4 protein-coding genes are annotated in these 21,444 nt (G+C 64.2%); all 4 read right to left on the reverse strand.

What is annotated here, in order from left to right:
- Positions 1-3 precede the first annotated feature (3 nt).
- From HX873_RS17665 to HX873_RS17680, 4 genes are read right to left on the reverse strand one after another with little or no spacing between them, the layout of a single operon-like run.
- Complete coding sequence (locus HX873_RS17665) at positions 4-13,914, reverse strand: non-ribosomal peptide synthase/polyketide synthase (RefSeq protein WP_177122976.1); 13,911 nt, start codon at positions 13,912-13,914, stop codon at positions 4-6.
- Positions 13,915-13,960: 46 nt separating this feature from the next.
- Positions 13,961-16,972 carry an amino acid adenylation domain-containing protein gene (locus HX873_RS17670; RefSeq protein ID WP_087694515.1) on the reverse strand — a complete coding sequence of 1,004 codons (3,012 nt, stop codon included), beginning with the start codon at positions 16,970-16,972 and terminating at the stop codon, positions 13,961-13,963.
- A 35-nt stretch (positions 16,973-17,007) separates the two neighbouring features.
- Entirely contained in the window at positions 17,008-18,054 is a 1,047-nt protein-coding gene (locus HX873_RS17675) for a TauD/TfdA family dioxygenase (RefSeq protein ID WP_087694514.1), read from the reverse strand.
- 17 nt (positions 18,055-18,071) lie between these two features.
- Positions 18,072-21,443, reverse strand: coding sequence for a condensation domain-containing protein (locus tag HX873_RS17680; RefSeq protein WP_106803963.1), 3,372 nt, complete (start codon positions 21,441-21,443; stop codon positions 18,072-18,074).
- Between the last annotated feature and the right edge of the window lies 1 nt (position 21,444).

Raw genomic sequence — 21,444 nt, forward strand, 5'->3', positions numbered from 1 at the left:
TTTTCAGGAATTCGGTTTGCTCTTGAGCTTGCCTAGCAACGCGTCCAGGGACTTCTGATTGAGCGCCTTGGCCAACGGGAAGTCAGACGGCATCAGTGCCCCGGCCTGCGGATCGAGGCAATGTTCCAGCAGCGCCTGCAGGTGCTTGAGCAGTTGCGCAGGCAGGTCGCGATCGGCGTCCGGGTTGACGCTGTGCCAATGCAGGTGCAGCACGCCGTCCTCCAGCCAGGCCACCACTTCACGGGCATGGCTGACGCGGTTACCCAAAGCCACCTCCGACGGCGCCGCCAGCGAGCTGGCACGCAACCAGCCCGGCGAGGTTTGCTCGTGGCCCAAATAGTTGAACAGCACATCACCGCTGGCCGCTGGCAACTCGCCGCGCAGGCGCAGCAAGCCGTGCCCGAGGCCCTGGCCGGGAACGCCGCGCAGGGCTTCCTTGGCCTGGCGCACCCAGTCGCCGGCGGCGCCACGGGCGTTGACGCGCAGCGGGAACAGGGTGGTGAACCAGCCCACGGTGCGGCTGGCATCCAGGCCCTCAAAACCGGCATCGCGGCCGTGGCGCTCGAGGTCGACGACGATGTCCTGGCGCTGTTCGGCTTGCGCCAGGGTGGCGACCAGGGCGGCGATCAACAGCTCTTCCGGTTGGGTCCGGTAGGCGGCGTGGGACTCGGTGAGCCATTGATGAGTCCGTGTGGCATCCCAACGGGCCGACAAGGTCTGGCGCTCGGCCACGGTGGCCTGGGGCCGAGGGTTGGTTGCGACCTGGCTGGCCCAGTAACGCTGCTCCGCGGCGACTTTGCCGGCATGCGCCTGCAGGTGCTCGGCCCATTGGCGATAGGACGTGGTTTTTGCCGGCAGGCTCGTCGGCGTGCCGTTTTCCAGCGCCGCATACAGCTGCTGGAAATCTTCCAGCAGTGGCGTCCAGGAGACGGCGTCGATCACTAGGTGATGCGCAACCAGATATAGGCGTTGCGGATTACCTTCGAGCAAGGCAGCGGCGAACAGTGGGCCATGTTGCAGGTTCAGGCTCTGCGCGACCTGTTGCAACTGGTCCACGTCCGTGACGAGCGTCAAGCGGGCAGACTCGACCGCTGCAATATGGGCTTGCCATTGACCGTCTACTTCGATGAAGCGCAGGCGCAAGGCATCGTGATGGGCGATCAATCGATCCAGGGTGGCCTGTACCACTACCGGCTGCAGCACGCGATCGCTGTCGGCCAGCACCGATTGGTTCCAGTAGGCGGGCTGCGGTTGCTGCTGATCGAAGAACCACTGGTGCAGCGGCATCAACGGCATCGCACCGCTGACTTCTCCTTGCTCGGCCACCGCCCGCAGCGGTGTGATCACCAGCGCCAGGCCCGCAGGTGTCTGGGCGCGGAACAGGTCTTTGGGCGTCAGGGCGTAACCCTGGTCGCGCAGGTGCGAAATCAGCTTCAAACCAAGGATCGAATCACCGCCCAAGGCGAAGAAACTGTCAGCCGTACCGACCACACGCCCAGCCGTGAGGCCGTCGCCGAGCACGTCGCTGAACAGCTGGCAGACCAGGCTTTCCAAGGCGTTACGCGGGGCGACGGATTCGTGTTGGGACTGCGGCAGTGGCAACGCGGCCAGGGCTTTGCGGTCGAGCTTGCCGTTGCTGGTCAGCGGCAGGCTCGGCACTTCGACCCACACCGCTGGCACCATATAGGCTGGCAATTCGGCGCTGAGCACAGCGGTCAGCTCCGACTGCGGCGCCTGGCTGCTGTAGAACGCCACCAGGCGGTTGTCGATAACCAGCGTGCAGGCGCCGGTTATGCCGGGCTGAGCCAGCAGTGCGGCGTCGATTTCGCCCAGTTCGATGCGCTGGCCGCGCAGCTTGACCTGGTGGTCGAGGCGGCCGAGGTAGTCGATATTGCCGTCGGCAAGGAAGCGGCAACGGTCGCCCGTGCGGTACAGGCGCTCACCGTTAACCGTCAGGAAGCGCTCGGCAGTCAGGTCTGCGCGTTTCAAATAACCGCGCGCCACGCCGACACCGCCGATGTACAGCTCGCCGATGCTGCCAATCGGCAACGGTTGTTGGGCTTCATCGAGTATATGCAGGCGCAGGTTGGCAATGGGTTTGCCAATTGGCACGAGCGTGTCGTTGGCCGAGCAACGCCACACCGACACGTCAATCGCCGCTTCGGTTGGGCCATACAGGTTGATTAGCGCGGCGGGGTGTTGGGACATGAACCGCTGCACCAGATCCACCGGCAAGGCTTCGCCGCTGGCAAACACTTGGCGCAGGCTGCGGCAGTGGGTCAGGCTCGGTTCTTCGACAAAGGCGCGCAGCATCGACGGCACGAAGTGCAGGGTGGTGACCTGCTCCTGCTGGATCAACTGGCTCAGGTACGCCGGGTCGCGATGGCCGTCCGGACGCGCAACCACGAGCGTCGCGCCGGTGATCAGCGGCCAGAAGAACTCCCACACCGACACGTCGAAGCTGTACGGGGTTTTTTGCAGCACACGGTCATTCGGGCCAATCGGGAACGCGTCCTGCATCCAGTGCAGACGGTTCATCAGCGCGCCGTGTTCGTTCATCACGCCTTTGGGCTGGCCGGTGGAACCGGAGGTGTAGAGCACGTAGGCGAGGTCGCTGGCTTCCACGCTCAGGGGCTCGCTGTTTTCAGCGGCAGGCAGTGTTTCCAAGGTCCAGGCGACATGGCCAGCGGGTAAATGTGGCAGCCACTGTGATTGAGTCAGCGTCACCTGGGCATCGGCGTCGGCAATCAGGAACGCCAGGCGCGCGGGCGGCAATTCCGGATCCAGCGGCAACCATGCGGCCCCAGCATGCACCACACCGAGCAAAGCCACGACCATGTCCACGGAGCGTTCCATGCACACCGGCACGATCGACTCGCGACCAATCCCGGCGGCGCGCAGCGCTCGGGCAACGGTTTGTGCGCGTTGGTCCAGTTCGGCGTAGCTCAGGCGTTGGCCTTCGAACACCAGCGCGGGCGCGTTCGGCGTCAACGCGGCTTGCTGGCTCAGGGCCGTGTGCAAGTTCGTCGGGCCCGAATATTCGCGCTCGGTGGCATTCCATCGAGCGAGTTGCGCCTGATCCTGCTGCTGCGGGAACAACGCCACCAGCGCACGCTCCGGCGTGGCGATGAGTGCATCCAGCAGCGCACACCATTGCGCGCTCCAGCGCTGCATCGTGGCGGCATCGAACAGTGCCGCCTGGTATTCCAGCGCCAGGGTCATGTCGCTGCCGTCGTCGTGGACTTCCCAACTTTGTTCGAACTTGGCGTCGATGGCGGGCAGAGTCTGTTCTGTGAGTTCAAGGCCCGGCCATTGGCGGCTGTCCATGCGGCCGTGGTTGAGGGAGAACAGCACCTGGAACAACGGCGTGCGGTTCAGGTCACGGCGCTGGGTCACGGCGCCGACCAAGGTGGCGAACGGCAGGTCGGCGTGGGCCTGGGCGGCGCGCAGGTCGGTCTCCAGCGCCGTCAGCAAGGCAGACGCTGGCGCCTGTTGATCGACCTCGCTGCGAATCACCAAGGTATTGACCAGGCAGGCCAGCAGCGCCTGGGTTTGCGGCTGGTCGCGCTGGTCGGCCGGGGTGCCCAGGCGAATATCGCGCTGGCCGCTGTAACGGGCGAGCAGGGCACTCAACGCGCTCGCCAGCACCACATACGGCGTGGTGCTCCGCAGGCGCGCAAAGTGGCGGATCGCGGCGGCGCGCTCGGGGCCCAGGTGGAGGATCAACTGCCCGGCGCGCCGATCCGCTTCGGCGGCGCGTGGTCTGTCCAGGGGCAGGTCGAGTACGTAATCGTCCGTGCCCAGATGATGTTTCCAGTAGTCCAAGCTGGCTTGGCGCCGGGCCTGGGTTTGTGGGTGTTGCTGCCACAGGGCGAAATCAACGTAGTCGAGGTCCAGTGGCGTCCAGTCCGGTGTCTGCCCGCTCAGCCCGGCACGGTAGGCCAGCGCCAGTTCGTCGATCAGCAGTTGCATGGCCCAGCCGTCTGTGGCGCTGTGGTGCAGGCACAGCAGCAGCAGGTTTTCGTCGCTGTCTTGGCGTTGCAGCAACTGTGCACGCCAAGGTGCAGCGGCGGCCAGGTCGAACGGGGCCATCAATTCGGCCTGGGCACGGCTGCACGCGTCATTCCAGGCGTTGGTGGCGACCGAGGTCACCCGCAGCGCAGGGCCTTGCGGATCAATGAGCAACTGCGCTTGGCCGGCGGTTTCTACGATGCGGCTGCGCAGCACCAAGTGCCGCTCGCTGACTTGGTCGAAGGCTTCGCGCAGGGCTGCCAGATCCAGCGTGCCCTTCAAGGTCAGCGCGAACGGCATGTGGTACTCGCGGGACTCCGGCACCAGGCGGCTGAGCATCCAGAAACGATGTTGCGCCAGACCCAGCGGCAACGTTGCCGGACGCGGTTGGGCCGTGATCACCTCAGCGGGCAAGGCGTCGCGCAAGTGGTCGGCCAACGCCGCCACTGTTGGCTGGGCAAACACCACCGCCAACGGCAAGGTGACGCCCAGGCGTTCACGCACCCGGGCCACCAGGCGCGTGGCGAGCAACGAATGGCCGCCGAGGTGGAAGAAGTGGTCGTCGATGCCTACCGAGGGGCATTCCAGCACTTCGCTGAACACGTCGCAGAGCAGGGTTTCGGTGGCGTTGCGCGGCGCCCGATGGGGTTGCTCGCGGGGCGTATCGGGCAAGGTGATCGCGGCCAAGGCCTTGCGGTCGAGCTTGCCGTTGCTGTTGAGCGGCAGGTGGTCAAGTTGCACCAGCAGGCTCGGCAGCATGTACGTGGGCAAGTGCTTGCCGAGGTCGTCGCGCAGGCTCGCTTCATCGGCGTTGCCGCTCCAGAAGGTCACCAGACGCTGGTCCAGCAGCAGGGTGGCCGCGTCGCGCACGCCGGGCTGAGCCAGCAGGGCGGCGTCGATCTCGCCCAGTTCGATGCGCTGGCCACGCAGCTTGACCTGATGGTCGAGGCGGCCGAGGTAATCGATATTGCCGTCGGCAAGGAAGCGGCAACGGTCGCCTGTGCGGTACAGGCGCTCACCGTTAACCATCAGGAAGCGCTCGGCGGTCAGGTCTGCACGTTTGAGGTAACCGCGTGCCACGCCGACACCGCCAATGTACAGCTCGCCGATGCTGCCAATCGGCAACGGTTGTTGGGCCTCATCGAGGATATGCAGGCGCAGGTTGGCGATGGGTTTGCCGATCGGCACGAGCGTGTCGTTGGCCGAGCAACGCCACACCGACACGTCAATCGCCGCTTCGGTTGGGCCATACAGGTTGACCAGCGCGGCGGGGTGTTGGGACATGAACCGCTGCACCAGATCCACCGGCAAGGCTTCGCCGCTGGCAAACACTTGGCGCAGGCTGCGGCAGTGGGTCAGGCTTGGTTCTTCGACAAAGGCGCGCAGCATCGACGGTACGAAGTGCAGGGTGGTGACCTGCTCCTGCTGGATCAACTGGCTCAGGTACGCCGGGTCGCGATGGCCGTCCGGACGCGCAACCACGAGCGTCGCGCCGGTGATCAGCGGCCAGAAGAACTCCCACACCGACACGTCGAAGCTGTACGGGGTTTTTTGCAGCACACGGTCATTCGGGCCAATCGGGAACGCCTCCTGCATCCAGTGCAGACGGTTCATCAGCGCGCCGTGTTCGTTCATCACGCCTTTGGGTTGGCCGGTGGAGCCGGAGGTGTAGAGCACGTAGGCGAGGTCGCTGGCTTCCACGCTCAGGGGCTCGCTGTTTTCAGCGGCAGGCAGTGTTTCCAAGGTCCAGGCGACATGGCCAGCGGGTAAATGTGGCAGCCACTGTGATTGAGTCAGCGTCACCTGGGCATCGGCGTCGGTAATCAGGAACGCCAGGCGCGCGAGCGGCAACTCCGGATCCAGCGGCAACCATGCGGCCCCGGCGTGCACCACGCCGAGCAAAGCCACGACCATGTCGACGGAGCGTTCCATGCACACCGGCACGATCGACTCGCGACCGATGCCCGCCGCGCGCAGGGCTCGGGCAACGGTTTGTGCGCGTTGGTCCAGTTCGGCGTAGCTCAGGCGTTGGCCTTCGAACACCAGCGCGGGCGCGTTGGGCGTCAACGCGGCTTGCTGGCTCAGGGCCGTGTGCAAGTTCGTCGGGCCGGAATATTTGCGCTCGGTAGCGTTCCACGCCCATTGCTGTTGACGCTCTGCGACGGTCAACGGCGACCAGTCACTCAAACGCGTCTGTTGTGCTTGCAGCATGCTTTCGAGCAGGGCTTGCCATTGCGCCAGCCAGCGCTCGGCGGTGGCCTGGGTGAACAATGCGCTACGGTATTCGAGCAGTACCGACAGGACCTCGCCGTCATGCACTTCCCAGTTCAGGTCGAACTTGGTGGCGTCGGCCGTCACTGCGCGTTCGCTCACTTGCAGCTGCGGCCACTGGCTGGCAGTGGTGTTGGCGTTCTGCATCACGAACAACACTTGGAACAATGGCGTCTGGCCGAGACTGCGTTCTGGCGCCAGGTGTTCGACCACTTGATCAAACGGCACGTCCTGATGCTGTTGTGCATCCAGTACGGTGTCTCGTACCTGCTCGAGCAAACCGGAAAAATCCAGGCTCGGCGCCAGGTCGGTGCGCATCACCAGGGTGTTGACGAAGCAGCCGATCAGCGGTTGCAACTCGGCCAGTGGGCGCTGGGCTACCGGGCTGCCGAAACGTACGTCGCGCTGGTTTGCGTAGCGCCCCAGCAGCAGTTGCGCGGCGCTGAGCAGCAGCATGTACAGCGTGGCCCCGCGTTGATGTGCGAACTGGCGCAGACGGCCGCTCAGTTCCGCAGGCAGTTGCAAGTGGACGGAGCCGGCACGCGGGTCAAGCACAGGCGGGCGTGGCTGATCGGTGGGCAGTTCCAACTGGTAACTGCCGTCTTCCAGCTGGGTACGCCAGTAGTTCAATTGGCTGTCGAACAGCGCCTGCTGGGCCGGCTCGCGCTGCCAGAGCGCGTAATCCGGGTATTGCAACGCCAGCCCCGGCAGGTTGGCGACGTGGCCCTGGCATTCGGCGCTGTAGCACTGGGCGAGTTCGTCGAGCAGGTTATGGGTGGAAGCGTCGTCCGTCGCGCAATGGTGCAACGTCAGCACCAGCAACGCCTGGTGGTTGCGCGAAAGCAAGGTGGCGCGAATCGGCACCTCGTTGGCCAGGTCAAAGCGCTGCGCGGTGGCGGCCTGGATCGCCGCGTCGGTCAGCTGTTGCCAGCGTTCATCGCTGACGGTATCCCACCGCGCCAGGCCGAGCGTCAGCTCAACCTGCGGCTCAATCACCAACGCCAACTCACCTTCATCCTCACGCACGATGCGACTGCGCAGGATTTCATGGCGCTGGATCACCGTGTTCAAAGCCGATTGCAGCGCTTGCACATTCAACTCGCCGTCGAATTGCACGGCGCTGACCACGTTGTATTCGCTGGCGCCGCTCAGCTGTTCGAGGAACCACAGGCGCTGCTGTTCGAACGACAACGGCAAGTGCGCCGGGCGGGCCGCGGGTACAAAGGTCGCGGCAGGTGTTTGCAGCGGTTGCCCCAACAGCGCAGCCAAGGCCTGCAACGTCGGGTGTTCAAACACCGCGCGCAGCGGCGGGACCGTGGCGAATTGCTGACGCAGTCGGGCAAACAGCACTGCCGCCAGCAACGAATGGCCGCCCAGGTAAAAGAACTGGCTGTCACGCCCAATGGCGCCCAAGGGTACGTTCAGCAGCTCGGCCCACAAGGCCGCCAGCTGGCGCTCGGCGTCGGTGCGCGGCGGATCTTCGGCGTCCGGTTCGGCCTGGATATCCGGCGCGGGCAGGGCCTTGCGATTGAGTTTGCCGTTGTCGGTGAGCGGCAGTTCGTCCAGCACCACAAAGGCCGACGGCACCATGTAGTCGGGCAGCGCAGCGCCCAGGCTGTTGCGCCAGGCATTCACCTCGCAAGGTTGATCGCAAGTGACGTACGCCACCAGGCGCTTGTCGCCTGGCACGTCTTCACGGGCCAGTACCACGGCCTGGCGCACGCCAGGTTGTGCGCCGATCAAGGCTTCGATCTCGCCCAGCTCAACGCGGAAACCACGGATCTTTACTTGGTGATCCATGCGCCCGAGGTATTCCAGCTGGCCGTCGGGCAGCCAGCGCACCAAGTCTCCGGACTTGTACATCCGCGCCTGCGGCAGCGGCGAGAACGGGTCGTTGATAAACACCTTGGCGGTTTGTTCGGCGCGGTTGAGGTAACCCAGGGTCACCCCGGCGCCGCCGATATGCAGCTCGCCGGGCACACCGACAGGCATCGGATTCAAGAACGCGTCCAGCACATAGGTGCGTACGTTGGCGATGGGCCGACCAATGATCGGGCGTTGCGGGAAGTCGTCCACCGCACACCCGGTGGCATCCACGGTGCACTCGGTCGGGCCGTAGGTATTGAAAAAGCGGCTGCCGCTGATCGACGGCAGGCGTTGCCAGAGCTGTGCGTCTACCGCGTCGCCGCCGAACAGCACGAAGCGCGGCAGGTAGGTTTCACCGCGGCGCACGCCGTCGGTTTCGAGCAGGCTCTTGAGTTGCGCCGGGGTGCATTCGAATGCTTCCAGGCGAGTTTCCTGGAAGAACTGCGCCAGGGCGGCAGGGTCGTAGCGCACGTCTTCCGGGGTCAGGTACAGGCTGTGGCCGTCGAGCAGCAGAATCAATTCCGCCACCGAGCTATCAAAGGCGAAGGAATAGTTGAAGCTGGTGCGCATCGGCTGGTCGGTGTAGCGGCGATACAGGCCATGGATCCGCGCCCAGGCCAAGTTGACCACCGATTTTTGGGTGACCAGGGTGCCTTTGGGCTTACCGGTGGAACCCGAGGTGTACATGATGTAGGCCAGGTCATCCGGGCCTGCCAGCGGTGCAGGGTTGCTCTCGGGCTGCGAGGCGAACAGCGCGGCATCGGCGTCCAGGCGCAGGCGTGGCAAGTCGCTGCCCAACTGTTCGAGCAGGCCTTGCTGGCCGAGGAACAGCGCCGGTTGCGCATCGTCGAGCATGTAGGCCAGGCGATCAACCGGGTAGCTCGGGTCCAGCGGCACATAGGCGCCACCGGCCTTGAGAATGCCGAGCAGGCCGACCAACAACTCCAGCGAGCGCTCCACGCACAACGCCACCGGGCGATTGGCGACCACTCCTTGTCCGCGCAGGTAGTGTGCGACTCGGTTGGCGCGGCGGTTCAACTCGGCGTAGCTCAGGCATTGGCCTTCAAAACACAACGCATCGCGCTGCGGCGTGCGTTCGGCTTGTTGCTCAAACAACTGGGCGAACGTCAGGTGCTGCGGCACGTCCATCTCGGTGCGGTTCCACTCGACCACGGTGCGCTGCCATTCGGCCGGCATCAGCAGCGGCAGGGCCGCCACCGGGCGTTGTGGTTCGGCGAGCATCTGTTCCAGCAGGTGTTCCAGGCGAGCGAGTGTCTGGCGCGCGCTGTCCTGGGTGAACAGGTCCAGGGCAAACATCAGCTCCAGCTGAATCGGTGCGTTGGCCGGGCACAGTACGTGCAGGTCCAGGTCGCACTCGGAGTGTTTGAGCGGCGTATCCAGGGCTTCGAAGGCCAGCCCCGGGAACTGCAGGCGCGACTCCATGGCCAGTTGCTGCGCGACCATCACTTGATACAGCGGCGCATGACTGAGGCTGCGCGGCAGTTGCAGGCTGTCGACCAGTTGTTCGAACGGCAGGTCCTGATGTTGCAGGCCTTCGCGCAGTCGGGAGGCGACCTGAGCGACCACGGCGCTGAAATCGGCCTGTGCGGTGAAGTCCGCGCGGATCGCCAGGTTGTTCAGCAAAATTCCCAACAGACCTTCGGTACCGGGTTGTTCGCGGTGGGTGACCGGTGTGCCGATCAACACGGTGGCGTCGCCGCTCAAACGGTGCATCAGCACCGCAAAACCTGCGAACAGCACGCTGAACGGCGTGGTGCCCAAGCGGCTGGCGAGGGTTTGCACGCGGCCACTCAAGTCGGCACTCAGTTCGCGTTGCACCAGGCCGGCGCGATAGCTCTGCACTGACGGCCGAGGATGGTCGGTGGGCAGGGCCAGCAGCGGGCTGGCGTCACTGTCGCGACGCTCAAGAGTGTGGGTCCAGTAATCGAGTTGGCGCTTGAGTTCAGCACCTTGCAGATGCTCCCGTTGCCACAGGGCAAAATCCGCGTATTGCAGCGGCAAGACCGGCAATTGCGCGGCTGCACCATTGCAGCGGGCTTGATACCCCAAGGCCAGTTCGCGCAGGGCGATGGTGGCCGACCAAGCGTCGGAGACCAGGTGATGCAGCGCGATGCCCAGCACATGTTCGTCCGGCGCGACCTTCAACAGGCGGGCGCGCAACAGCGGCGGTGCGGTCAGGTCGAAGGGCTGTTCAAAGGTAGCTTGCAGTGCGTTGAACTGCGCGCCCTCACGGGCTGTTGCGCCTAAGCCGGAAAAGTCTTCAAACGGGAGCGCAAAGTCCAGGGCTTCGCTGATGTGCTGGCTCGGTACGCCATCCACGCTGCGGATGCCGGTGCGCAGGATTTCATGGCGCACCAGCAAGTCATTCAGGCTGGCGTGCAGTGCTGCAACGTCGAGTTGACCCTTGAGGTGCAGGGCAAACGGGATATTGAACAGCGTGGTGCCGGGCGTCAGTTGCTCGATAAACCACAGGCGTTGTTGCGAGAACGACAGCGGCAACAACGCCGGGCGTGCCTTGGCATGCGGTGTGTCGAGGACGGCGGTCTGCGGTGCAGCGGCTCTTGCCTCACGCTCAGCGATGGCCACGGCCAGCAGCGCGACGGTCGGCTGTTCGAACAGTACACGCAGCGGCAGGTCAAGTTTGAACTGGCTGCGCAAGCGCGCGACGATCTGGGTCGCCAGCAACGAGTGGCCACCAAGGGTGAAGAAGTTGTCTTCCACGCCGACGCTGTCGCGGCCGAGCACCTCGGCCCAAGTCCGGGCGATGGCGGCTTCGCGCTCGTTACGTGGCGCGAGACTTTCACGGGTGCCAGCCTGCCAGTTCAATTGCAGCGCGGCCAAGGCTTTGCGGTCGACCTTGCCGTTGTTGTTCAACGGCAAGCGTTCCATGCATTCGAACGCTGCCGGTACCATGTACGGCGGCAGTTGGGCGCGCAGGTGTTCGCTCAGGCCGGTGCTGCCCAGTGTGTCGTCATGGGCCGACCAGTAGGCCACCAGCCAGGCTTCGCCTACGTTGTTCTCGCGCAGCAATACCGCGGCTTCACGCACGTTGGGGTGTTGGGCCAGGCGGTGTTCAATTTCGGTCAGTTCGATGCGATGGCCGCGCAGTTTCACTTGTTGGTCGCGACGGCCGAGGTACTCGATCACACCGTCGGCACGCCAGCGGCCGAGGTCGCCGGTGCGGTACAGGCGACCCTCGATTTGTGGGTGTTGGATGAACGCTTCGGCGGTGCGCTGCGGATCATGCAGGTAACCCCGGCCGACACCCACGCCGCCGACGCAGATCTCCCCGACCACGCCAATCGGCACCGGGCGCAAGGCCTCATCCATCACGTACAGGCGGTTGTTGGCCGTGGGTTGGCCGATGGGCATGTGGCTGACGTTGGCGTGCGGAGCTTCGGTAATCGGCTGGAATGCCACGTCGTCGGCGCACTCGGCCGGGCCGTAGGCGTTCATCAGCGCGATGTCCGGGAAGCGCGCGAACCAGTCGCGCGCCACGGTCGGCGGCAGCGCTTCCCCCGTGGGCAGCACCCAGCGCAGGTCGGGTAACTGCAAGTCGCACGGGCTTAGCGCGAGCAGGGTGCGCATCAGGCTTGGGACGATTTCCAGCACGTTGAGCCGTTCGCTGGCGAGCACTTGCAGCAGGCGTTGCGGGTCGTGGGCCACTTCATCCGGCAAGATATGCACGGTGGCGCCCAGGACCGGTGCGGCGAGGAATTGCCACACGGAAATATCGAAGGCCACCGAAGCCGTCTGTGGAATGCGGTCGTTGGCGCTGAGCCCCAGGGCCGGGACTTTACCGAAGATGTTATTGAGCATGCCGCGTTGCTCGATCATCACGCCCTTGGGCATACCGGTCGAGCCCGAGGTAAACAGCACGTAGGCCAGGCTGGCCGGGCCGCCGGCCAGCGCCAGTGGTGTGTCGTTGGGTGAGTTCCAGGCAGCCTCGGCGAACAGTGCCGTGGGCGCGTGGTCGAGGCCGCTGAGCAGTTGATCGAGCAGGCCACTGCAACCTTCACTCGCCACCAGCAGCGGGGCGCGGGAGAGGTTGAGGATCTCGCGCAGGCGCTCCGGCGGGTGATTGACCTCCAGCGGCAGCATCGCGGCGCCGGCCTTGAACACGGCGAGCATGCTTGTCAACAACGCCAGGCCTCGGGGGGCGACCAGCGCGACCAACTGATCCTCTGCGGCACCGGCTGCAATCAGCGCATGGGCCAGGCGCGTGGAGCGCTGATCCAGCTCTGCATAGGTCAGGGATTCACCGGCGCAGATCGCGGCGATCTGATCGCCACGCTTGGCAACCTGGGCGGCAAACAGTTCGGCGTAGCTTTTATCCAACGGAAAATCGTGGGGGTTGAGTGCCCACTCGCCGAGCAATTGCTGGCGCTCGTCTGCGGCCAGCAGCTCGAAGCTGCCCAACGGCGCTTCAGGCGCGGCCAGCATGCCGCGCACCAGGCTGGCCAGGTGGCCGAGCAGGCGCTGCACCGTTTCCGCTTCAAACCGTTCGCGGTCGTAGGACACGCGAATGCCCAGTTGCTCGCCGGGCAGAATCACTACGGTCAAGCCGTAGTGGGTGTGCACGCTGTGGTCCATGCCGTCGAGGCTGAACTCAAAACCGCCGTCCAGAATCTGTTCATCGATCGGCGCGTTTTCAAACACCAGGATGCTGTCAAACAAGGTTTCGCCACGGGGGAAGTCGCTCCAACCCTGAATGTCGGTCAGCGGCGTGTGCTCGTAGTCGCGCATCTCGACGTTCAGTCCCTGCAACGCGCTGAGCCAGTCGCCCAGCGTCGCCTGCGGATCGACGCTGACCCGCAGTGGCAGGGTGTTGATGAACAGGCCAATCATCTCGGCGACGCCGGTCAACTCAGCGGGACGCCCCGCCACGGTAACGCCGAAGACCACGTCACGCTGACCGCTGTAGCGTGACAACAGCAATGACCAGACACCCTGGAAAAACGTATTGGGGGTGATCCGGCGGTGACGGCAGAAGGTCGCCAGGGCCTGGGTTTCGTCCTCGCTCAGATGGATCAACTGGTCGGCCACCAGCACCGCGTCGGTGTAGCGGTCGCGGCTCACGCCGTTGTCCACGGTCAGCGGCGTTGGTGCGTTGAGCCCGCGCAACTGACCGCGCCAGAACTGCTCGGCTTTGCCTGCGTCCTGGCGTTGCAGCCATTGAATGTAGTCACGAAACGGGCGTGGGCTTTTGATCTGTGGCGTACGGTCGTTGCACAGCGCCTCGTAGACCTTGAGAAAGTCCACGGTCACCAGGGAAATGCACCAGGCATCCATCAAGATATGGTGAAAGCTGCGAATGAACTCATAGGACTCATCCGCCAGGCGCACCAGGCGGAAGCGAATCAGCGGTGGCTTGGACAGGTTGAAGCCGATTTTCTGCTCATCTTCGAGCACACCGCGAATCCGCGCTTCCTGCTCATGGGGCGCCAGGCCGCGCAAATCGAGGGTGTCCAGCGGCACCTTGACCTCGCGGTGAATCACCTGCACCGGTTGCTTCTGGGTTTTCCACTGGAAGCTGGCACGTAGCGAGGGGTGCAATGCCACGACTTGACGCCAGGACTCAAGGAATGCGCCTTCATCAATGGCCCCACCGATGCGGTAGCGATCCTGCATCAAATAAACGCCGGAGTCTTCATGCAGCAGGGAGTGGAACAACATCCCCTGTTGCAGCGGTGACAGCGGGTAGACATCTTCGATCGGATTGCTGGTGGTCTTGTCGGTGGTCATTCAAAACGTCCTGCAGAAAAAGGGGCAACGGCGATACGCGCGGCGGTTACAGGTCGGCGTCGTTGAGCTCGGCCATCAACGCGTTAAGCTCGTCTTGCGACATGCCGGAGGCACTGAACTCGGCACTTTCGGGTTCGACGTGACGGGCCTCCAGCGGCTGCGCGACGTCGGCCATGGCCGCGATGGTCTGATGTTCGAATACATGCTTGGCCGACAGGGCAACACCTTGTTCGTGGGCCTGGGCCACCACTTGCAGGCTAAGGATTGAGTCGCCGCCCATGGCAAAGAAACTCTCGGTGACACTGACGTTGTCGAGCTTCAAGACCTTGGCGACGATGGCGTGTAGCGTGGTTTCCATTGGCGTACGCGGGGCGACATAGGCGCTGTGGTCGAACTGGTCCGGGTCGGGCAGCTGGCGGGCATCGAGTTTGCCGTTGGGGGTACGGGGGAAGGCTGATAATGTCAGCACCCGCGTTGGCACCATGTACGCCGGCAGTCGCTCGCCGAGGTAGCGCTTGAGTGCTTCCGAATCCGGCGCGTAGCCATGGGCGGCGAGGACGTAGGCGACCAGGCGCTTGCCCGCGGGCTGGTCCTGCACGATCACAGCGGCTTCGCGCACGTCACTATGGCTGCACAATTGACGCTCGATCTCGCCGAGTTCAATGCGATAGCCGCGCAACTTGACCTGGTGGTCCTTGCGCCCCAGGAACGCCAGGCGCCCGTCGGCGAGCCAGCACGCCAGGTCACCTGTGCGGTAGGCGCGGGTACCGTCGGCCAGGGTGACAAAAGCCTTGGCGGTTTCCTCAGGCTTATTGCGATAACCGCGGGCCAGGGTCGGGCCAGCGAGCACGATTTCACCCGGTTCACCGATGGCGCTGACGATGTCGTGTTCATTCAAGACGCGCAGGTCCATGCCGGCAATCGGGCGGCCGATGGTTAATGCGCGGTCGGGGCTGAGCACATCGTAAGTCGCCCACACGGTCGCCTCAGTGGGACCGTATTCGTTGACCAGCAGCGCGTGGGGCAGGGTGTTGCTGTGCTGGGCGATCAGGTGTGGCGGGCAGGCTTCACCGGCGACGATCCAGCATTGCAGGCTGGCAACGCTGCTAAGTTGATCCAGCAGCGCTTGATACAACGAGGGCAACGACAGGCCGTGGCTGACGCGGTGCTGGGCGATCAAGTGCGCCAGGCGAGGCATGTCCAGTTCTTCGCCGGGTGCCGGCAATACCAGGCGGCCACCTTGGGCGAGGGTCCAGAAGATACCGGCCACGGAGCTGTCGAAGGCAAACGAGGACAGCAACAGGTATGCGCTCATGGGCGCCTCATACGCCGCCATGCGTACCTGGGTGGAATAGCTCAAGGCCGCGTGAGTGATTTCGACGGCTTTCGGTGCGCCGGTGGAGCCGGAGGTGTAGATCAGGTACGCGAGGCTGTCGGCGCGGGGTAGCGGCAATGGCGGCAGGGTGTTGGAGGCGTGCAGGTCGTCCAGCACAAAGCTTTGCAGGCCGAATGGGACGCTGTCGGCCAACTCCGGGCTGACGACGATGTGCGCGATGGCACTGTCGGCGAGCATGTAGGCGCGGCGGTCCAGCGGGTAGCTCGGATCGATCGGCACATAAGCGCCACCGGCCTTCAACACGGCAAGCATGGCGACAATCGCGGCGTTGCTGCGTGGGAACAGAATACCGACCGGCACACCGGCACCGATGCCGGCAGCGACCAGTTGGTGTGCCAAGTGTGCAGAGCTTGCTTCCAGTTGCGCGTAGCTCAACTCGCCGTGCTGGTCGCTGAGGGCGATGGCTGTTGGCTGTTGCTGCACTTGGCGAGCAATCAGTTCTACCAGGGTCACCGCTTCAATCACCGGCGATTGCGCCTGGCTGGCGATGATGTGCGCTTGCTGCGGCCCGCTCATGGACAGGTGCGCCCAGGGTTGTTGCGGTGCGGCCAGAGCCGATTGCAGTAACTGCGCCCATTGCTCGGCCATACAAGCGGCAACCTCGTGGCTTAGCAGGTTGCGATCGTAGATGAGCTGTGCGTCGAGCTGGTCGGCGCCTTGGTGGACTTGCAGGCACGCCTTGGCCGGGTTCATCACCGCGCTGGCGTCGCGTTGGCGCGCATCACTGGCTCGCCAGGCGTAGGCATAACCGCCCTTCAACTCGTGGGTGTAATAGTCCTGCCAGCCTGCGGCATGCTCGATCACGGCGTTGATCTGGCGGCTTTGTTCCAGCAAGGTCGCCTGGGCTTGCAGATCGATGCGCACGGGCAGGGTTTGCTCGAACAGGCCCAAGGCGCTGTCGAGTTCCGGGCCGCGACTGGCATGGATCAGGGTGATCGGCACCTGCTGTTGGCCAGACAGACGACCGAGCAGCACGGCCCAGGCCGCCAGCATCAGCTCGCAAGTCAATGCCGGGTGGACGGGCAGGTTGATGTCGATACGTTCCGGGCTGAAGCCACCGGAACGGGGTGTTTCCAGCGACAGCTGCAAGCTGGGCTGTTCGCTGTCAGCCGAAGGCTTCCAGAACAGCGCGCCGGGGTGCTCGGGCTCGTCTTCGGCAAGGCTCCAGCGCCACTCGGCGTAATCGGCGTATTGCAGGGTTTCGGACAGGTCCGGCGGGGTGTCTTGCAGCAGGGCAATTGCCAGCAGTTTCAGGCTGGTGAGGTCAAGATGACTGCTCGCTGCGGCCAGGTGCAGTACGTGCCCCTCGGTCAACTGCACCAGCGTTACGGTCAGTGGCGCAACCCAGTCAAGGGTGGTCAGGGCAACGCGCTGGTCTGCCGGGCTGAGGTGGCGCAGGTCCTTGGTCGCGACGGTCAGCGCGGCCTCGTCATGAATCACTTGCACCGGGTGGCGCAGGCCGGGCACCGGTGTCAGTTGTGTACGCAGGATCTCGCTGCCGCTGGCCATTGCTTGCAGGCGCTGGGTGAGGGTGTCGGCGTCTACCGCCTGGTCGATCGTCCATTGCAGTTGGCAACTGAACGTGTGTTCGGGTGCGTCGTTGAGGTGCGGGTAGAGCGACGCCTGTTGCGGTGAGATTCGAAAGCCTTGAAGTCCGTTCATGTTCAACTCAACTGCAAAAAAGGGGTGGATAGCGGTCAGACAGCCACGTCGCTGGACAGCAAGGCCTCGGCCATGCCGGTCATGATTGCGCGGTTGCCGGTAAAGGGTTCACGACCGTGCACCGCGAGCATGTTGTCGATAAACAGCACGTCGCCTTGTTGCCAGGAGAAACGCACCAGTGAATCCAGGTAGGCGGCGCGCAGCGACTCCAGCACCTCTGGCTCGATCGGTGCGCCGTCGCCATAGAAGGTGTTGGTCGGCAGGTCGAGGTCGTTGAAGTTGCTTTGCAGCGAATCGCGCAGGGCCGGCGGCAGGGTGCTGATGTGAAAAAAGGTCGCGTGGTTGAACCAGACCTCTTCGCCGGTACGCGGGTGACGCACCACCGCCGGGCCGCGTTGGCGGGTGCGCAGGCGGTTGTTTTCTTTCCATTCCACTTCGATGCCGACGCTGGCGCAGTAGGCTTCGACTTCGCTGCGGTCGGCGGACTGGAACACGCTTTGCCACGGCAGGCCGAAACCGTCGCCGTAATTGCGCACGTAGAGCACGCCTTTTTCACGAAAGCGCGCTTCGATGTCGGCGCTGATCCTGGCCTTGACCGCGCGGGTTGAGCCGATCGGCGTTTCACCACCGGTCTCGGACGGCAGTTGGCAATAAAAGAACAGCCGCAGCGGGAAACGCGGCGAATAGGAATGTTCGTTATGCGGGAAAATCATCTGGTCGGCCGGGTAGTCGGTCGAGGTATAGATATTGCCGCCGACCCGCGTACGCGGTGAGGCGCGGAACATGTATTCCAGCGCGCCGGGCGACAGCGCAGCGATGACCTGATCGAAGTGTTCCACCGATGCGACGTCGAAACCGCGGAACAGCAGGGCGCCGTATTGCAGCAGTTTCTGTTCCAGGGCTTCGCGTTCGCCGGTGGCCCAGGCCACCAGGTCGACACCGTTGACTGCCGGCTCGATGACCAGCGGCAAGGCGTGATCGGGGCTGAGCAGGCGCTCGCTGACCAGTTGCTGGGGAGCGACGTTCATGGCTTTGCGGCGCACACCCCCCAGTGTGCGTGCGGCTGGGGGCACGATAGGCATACAAGCATCCACCTTGATCAAAGGGTCAGTGAGCGACGTTTGGTTTGCAGCAACTGGCTGCGACCGGCGAGGGCTTGGGATTGCTGGCGTTCATTGCGCAAAGCCTGATCCCAGGTGTCGATGCGTTGGGCCAATGCAGTCAGCGGCTCATCCAGCAGGTCGCGAGCTTCGTCGAGCAGGCGCGTCCACAAGTGTTGCAGGCGTTCGGCGCGTGCCTGATCGAAGTATTCCCCGCGGTATTTGAGCGTGGCGTCGATGCCGTGGCTGGCATGCACCAAGTCGAGCACCAAATGGAAGTCTCCCGGCGCCTGCGCGACGTCCACAGCCGTCAGCTGCGCCCCGGCAAGAGTGGTTGGCTCGACTCGCGAAGGTTGATAGTTGAGCTTGACCTGGAACAGCGGTGAATGGCCGGGGCGGCGTGTTGGCGCCAGCGCCGCGACGACCAGATCGAACGGCAGGTCTTGGTGGGCATACGCCAGGCGGGTCTGATCACGCACGTGCGCGAAAAAATCGGCCAGCGTGCCGTCCTCGCCGACCTCGCAGCGCAGGGTCAACTGGTTGACGAAGAAACCGATCATCTCGTTGTGCGCGGCCAGCGGGCGGCCGCTCACATCCGTACCCAGCAGGAAACGTTGCTGGCCGCTCAATTGCTTGAGCACCAGTTGATAGCTCGCCAATAGCAGCATGAACAGCGTCATGCCCTGTTCACGGGCGACACCGGCCAGGGTGTCGCATGTGGCTTGGGGCAGGCTGAAATTCACGCTGTGTTCGGTGTGTGTGGTGCCGCTGCCGCCCAGCTCCAGGGTTTGCGGCATATCGGCCAGGTGTTCGCGCCAGAAGTCCTGGTGGGTAGCGATGCGTTGAGCTGTCCAGTGCGCGGCTTCCCAGCGGGCGAATTCGAGGTACTGCTGCGGTGCGTCATCGGTGGCCTGAGTCGACAATTCAGCCAGTAGCAGTTGCGCGGAACGGCCATCGAAGGCGATGTGGTGCAGGGTCAGCAGCAGATCGTGCTGGTGATCGTGGCTGATCAGGTGGGCGCGCAGCAGTGGGCCTTGCTTGAGGTCGATCGGGGTCGCGTGCTCCTGGGCCAGGCAGTCCGCTAGATGATCGTGGAGGATCAACGGCACGTTGCTGGCCGCCAGCACCTGTTGCTGCGGGCCATCAACGCTATCGTGGTAGATCGTGCGCAGCACGCTGTGGCGCTCGACCAGGGCACTGAGCCGTTGCGACAACAGCGCCTTATCCAATGGGCCGTGCAGCTTCAGTTGCAATACCAGGTTGTGGTGGGTGTCCTGCGGGTTCAATTGATGCAGGAACCACAGGCGGCGCTGGGCGAAGGATTGGCGGCTATGGTGAGTAGTCGCGTCTGATTCGGGGCTGGCAATGGGCATTGGCGTGCCGAGGTACACCCGCAGCGCCTGCGCCCATTCGGCCAGGCTTTGTTCGCCGAACAGGCTCTGGGTGTCGAGGTTCCAACCCAGGTCGCGGTAAAGGCGGGCGGCAAAATCGGCGATGCCGATGGAGTCCAGCCCCAATCCGATCAGGCTGAGTTCAACGTCGACCGTGAGGTACGGATTGACCTCGTGCAAGACCTGCTCCAACCACTGACGGCAGGCAGACAGGCTCGGTTGCTCACGCAATTGCTCGGCCTCGATCCGTTCCACCGGCGCGCTTGCTTGCCCGCCGCTCTGGGCGATGATGCTCAAGGTGCCGGCCGCCAGTTGGCTACGTGCGCCTTGACGGGCGATCTTGCCGCTGGTGGTCATCGGAATGGTGCCGGCTTGCACCAGCACAATCTGGTCGATACCGCAGTCGGCCGCTTCACGCACGGCGGTTTGCATCGACGCGAACAGCGCCGGGTGATGCGCCGGGTCAACGAACTTGCGCTGCGGTTCGGCAACGATCACTAGTTTCTCGCGGCCCAGCAGCGGGTCCATCTGCGAGAAGGCGGCGATGCGCCCGGTGCGGATGCCCGGCTCGCTGTCAGTGATCGCAAACTCGATATCGTGGGGGTAAAGGTTGCGACCGTTGAGTATCAGCAGGTCTTTGAGGCGCCCGCAGATGACGATCTGACCTTCATGCATGAAACCCAGGTCACCGGAGCGCAGGTAATGGCCGGGTTCACCGACTATTTGCGCCTCAAACGCGTAGCGGCTGGCTTCGGGGTTTTTCCAGTAGGCCTCGGCGTTGCTCGGGCCTTGCAGCCAGACTTCACCGATGCGGTCCGCGGCGCAGCGTTCGTGGGTGTTCGGGTCCGCGATGGCGACAGCGTGAAGCGCTTGCGGGTAGCCACAGGCGACAAATTCAACCGCAGCAGCGTCGCCGGACGCCAGGGTGACCTGGCCGGTTTCCAGTACGCTTTTGTCCAGGCGCAACACCACCGGCAGCTTGTTCGCAGGTGTTGCGCTGACGCACAACGTGGCTTCGGCCTGGCCGTAACCGGGGCTGATGGCCAAGGGGTTGAGACCGCACGCGGCAAAGCGTTGGGTGAAGGCGTCGAGCGTGCCGGGGTGGATCGGTTCGGCGCCGTTGATTGCATGCTGCCAGGCGCTCAAATCGAGCTGGGCGATAAGATTGTCGCTGACGACGCGGTGACACAGGGCATAGGCAAAGTTCGGCGCGAAACTCGCGGTCGCGCGGTAGCGGCTCAAGGCCTGCAGCCAGGTGGACGGTGCATTCACGAAGGTTTGCGAGGCCATCAGGTAGCACGGCATGCCGCTGTAGAGCGGGGCGAGTACGCCGCCGATCAGGCCCATGTCGTGGTACAGCGGCAGCCAGTTGACCATGGCGCCGTGCTCATCGAAACCGTAGGCCTGGCGCATCAATTCGACGTTGGCGATCAGGTTGCGCTGGCGCACTTCGACGCCTTTGGGCGTGCCGGTCGAGCCCGAGGTGTATTGCAGGAACGCGACGGTAGCGCCATTGACCGACGGCCGTTGCCACTGGCTGGGCGCCGGTGTGCCGAGGTCTTTGACGGTCAACACCTCGACGCGGTTTTCCACCAGTTCGCGCAGACTGTCGCAATGTTCCAGCGGCGTGAGGATCAGCGCTGGCTGCGCGTCGATCACCACATTGCGCACACGGTCCAGATGCCGCGGTTTACGCGACGGCGGCGGGAACAACGGCACGGCGATCAGCCCGGCATATAAGCAAGCGCAGAACGCTCGGGCGTAGTCGAGGCTGCTGGGCAGCATCAACAGCACGCGGTCGCCTGGGCTGCAACGCGCCTGCAAGGCGGCGGCCAGGGATTGCGACTGCTCGTGCAATTGGGCAAACGTCAGGGTTTCGCCGATCTCGACGCCGTCGGGCAGGAAGTGCAAGGCAGCACGCTGTGGGAAGTGCAGGGCGTTAGCCTCCAGCACTTCGATCCAGTGATTGAATGCAAACATG

This window comes from Pseudomonas sp. P7758 (assembly GCF_013386485.1).
Classification (GTDB): Bacteria; Pseudomonadota; Gammaproteobacteria; order Pseudomonadales; family Pseudomonadaceae; genus Aquipseudomonas.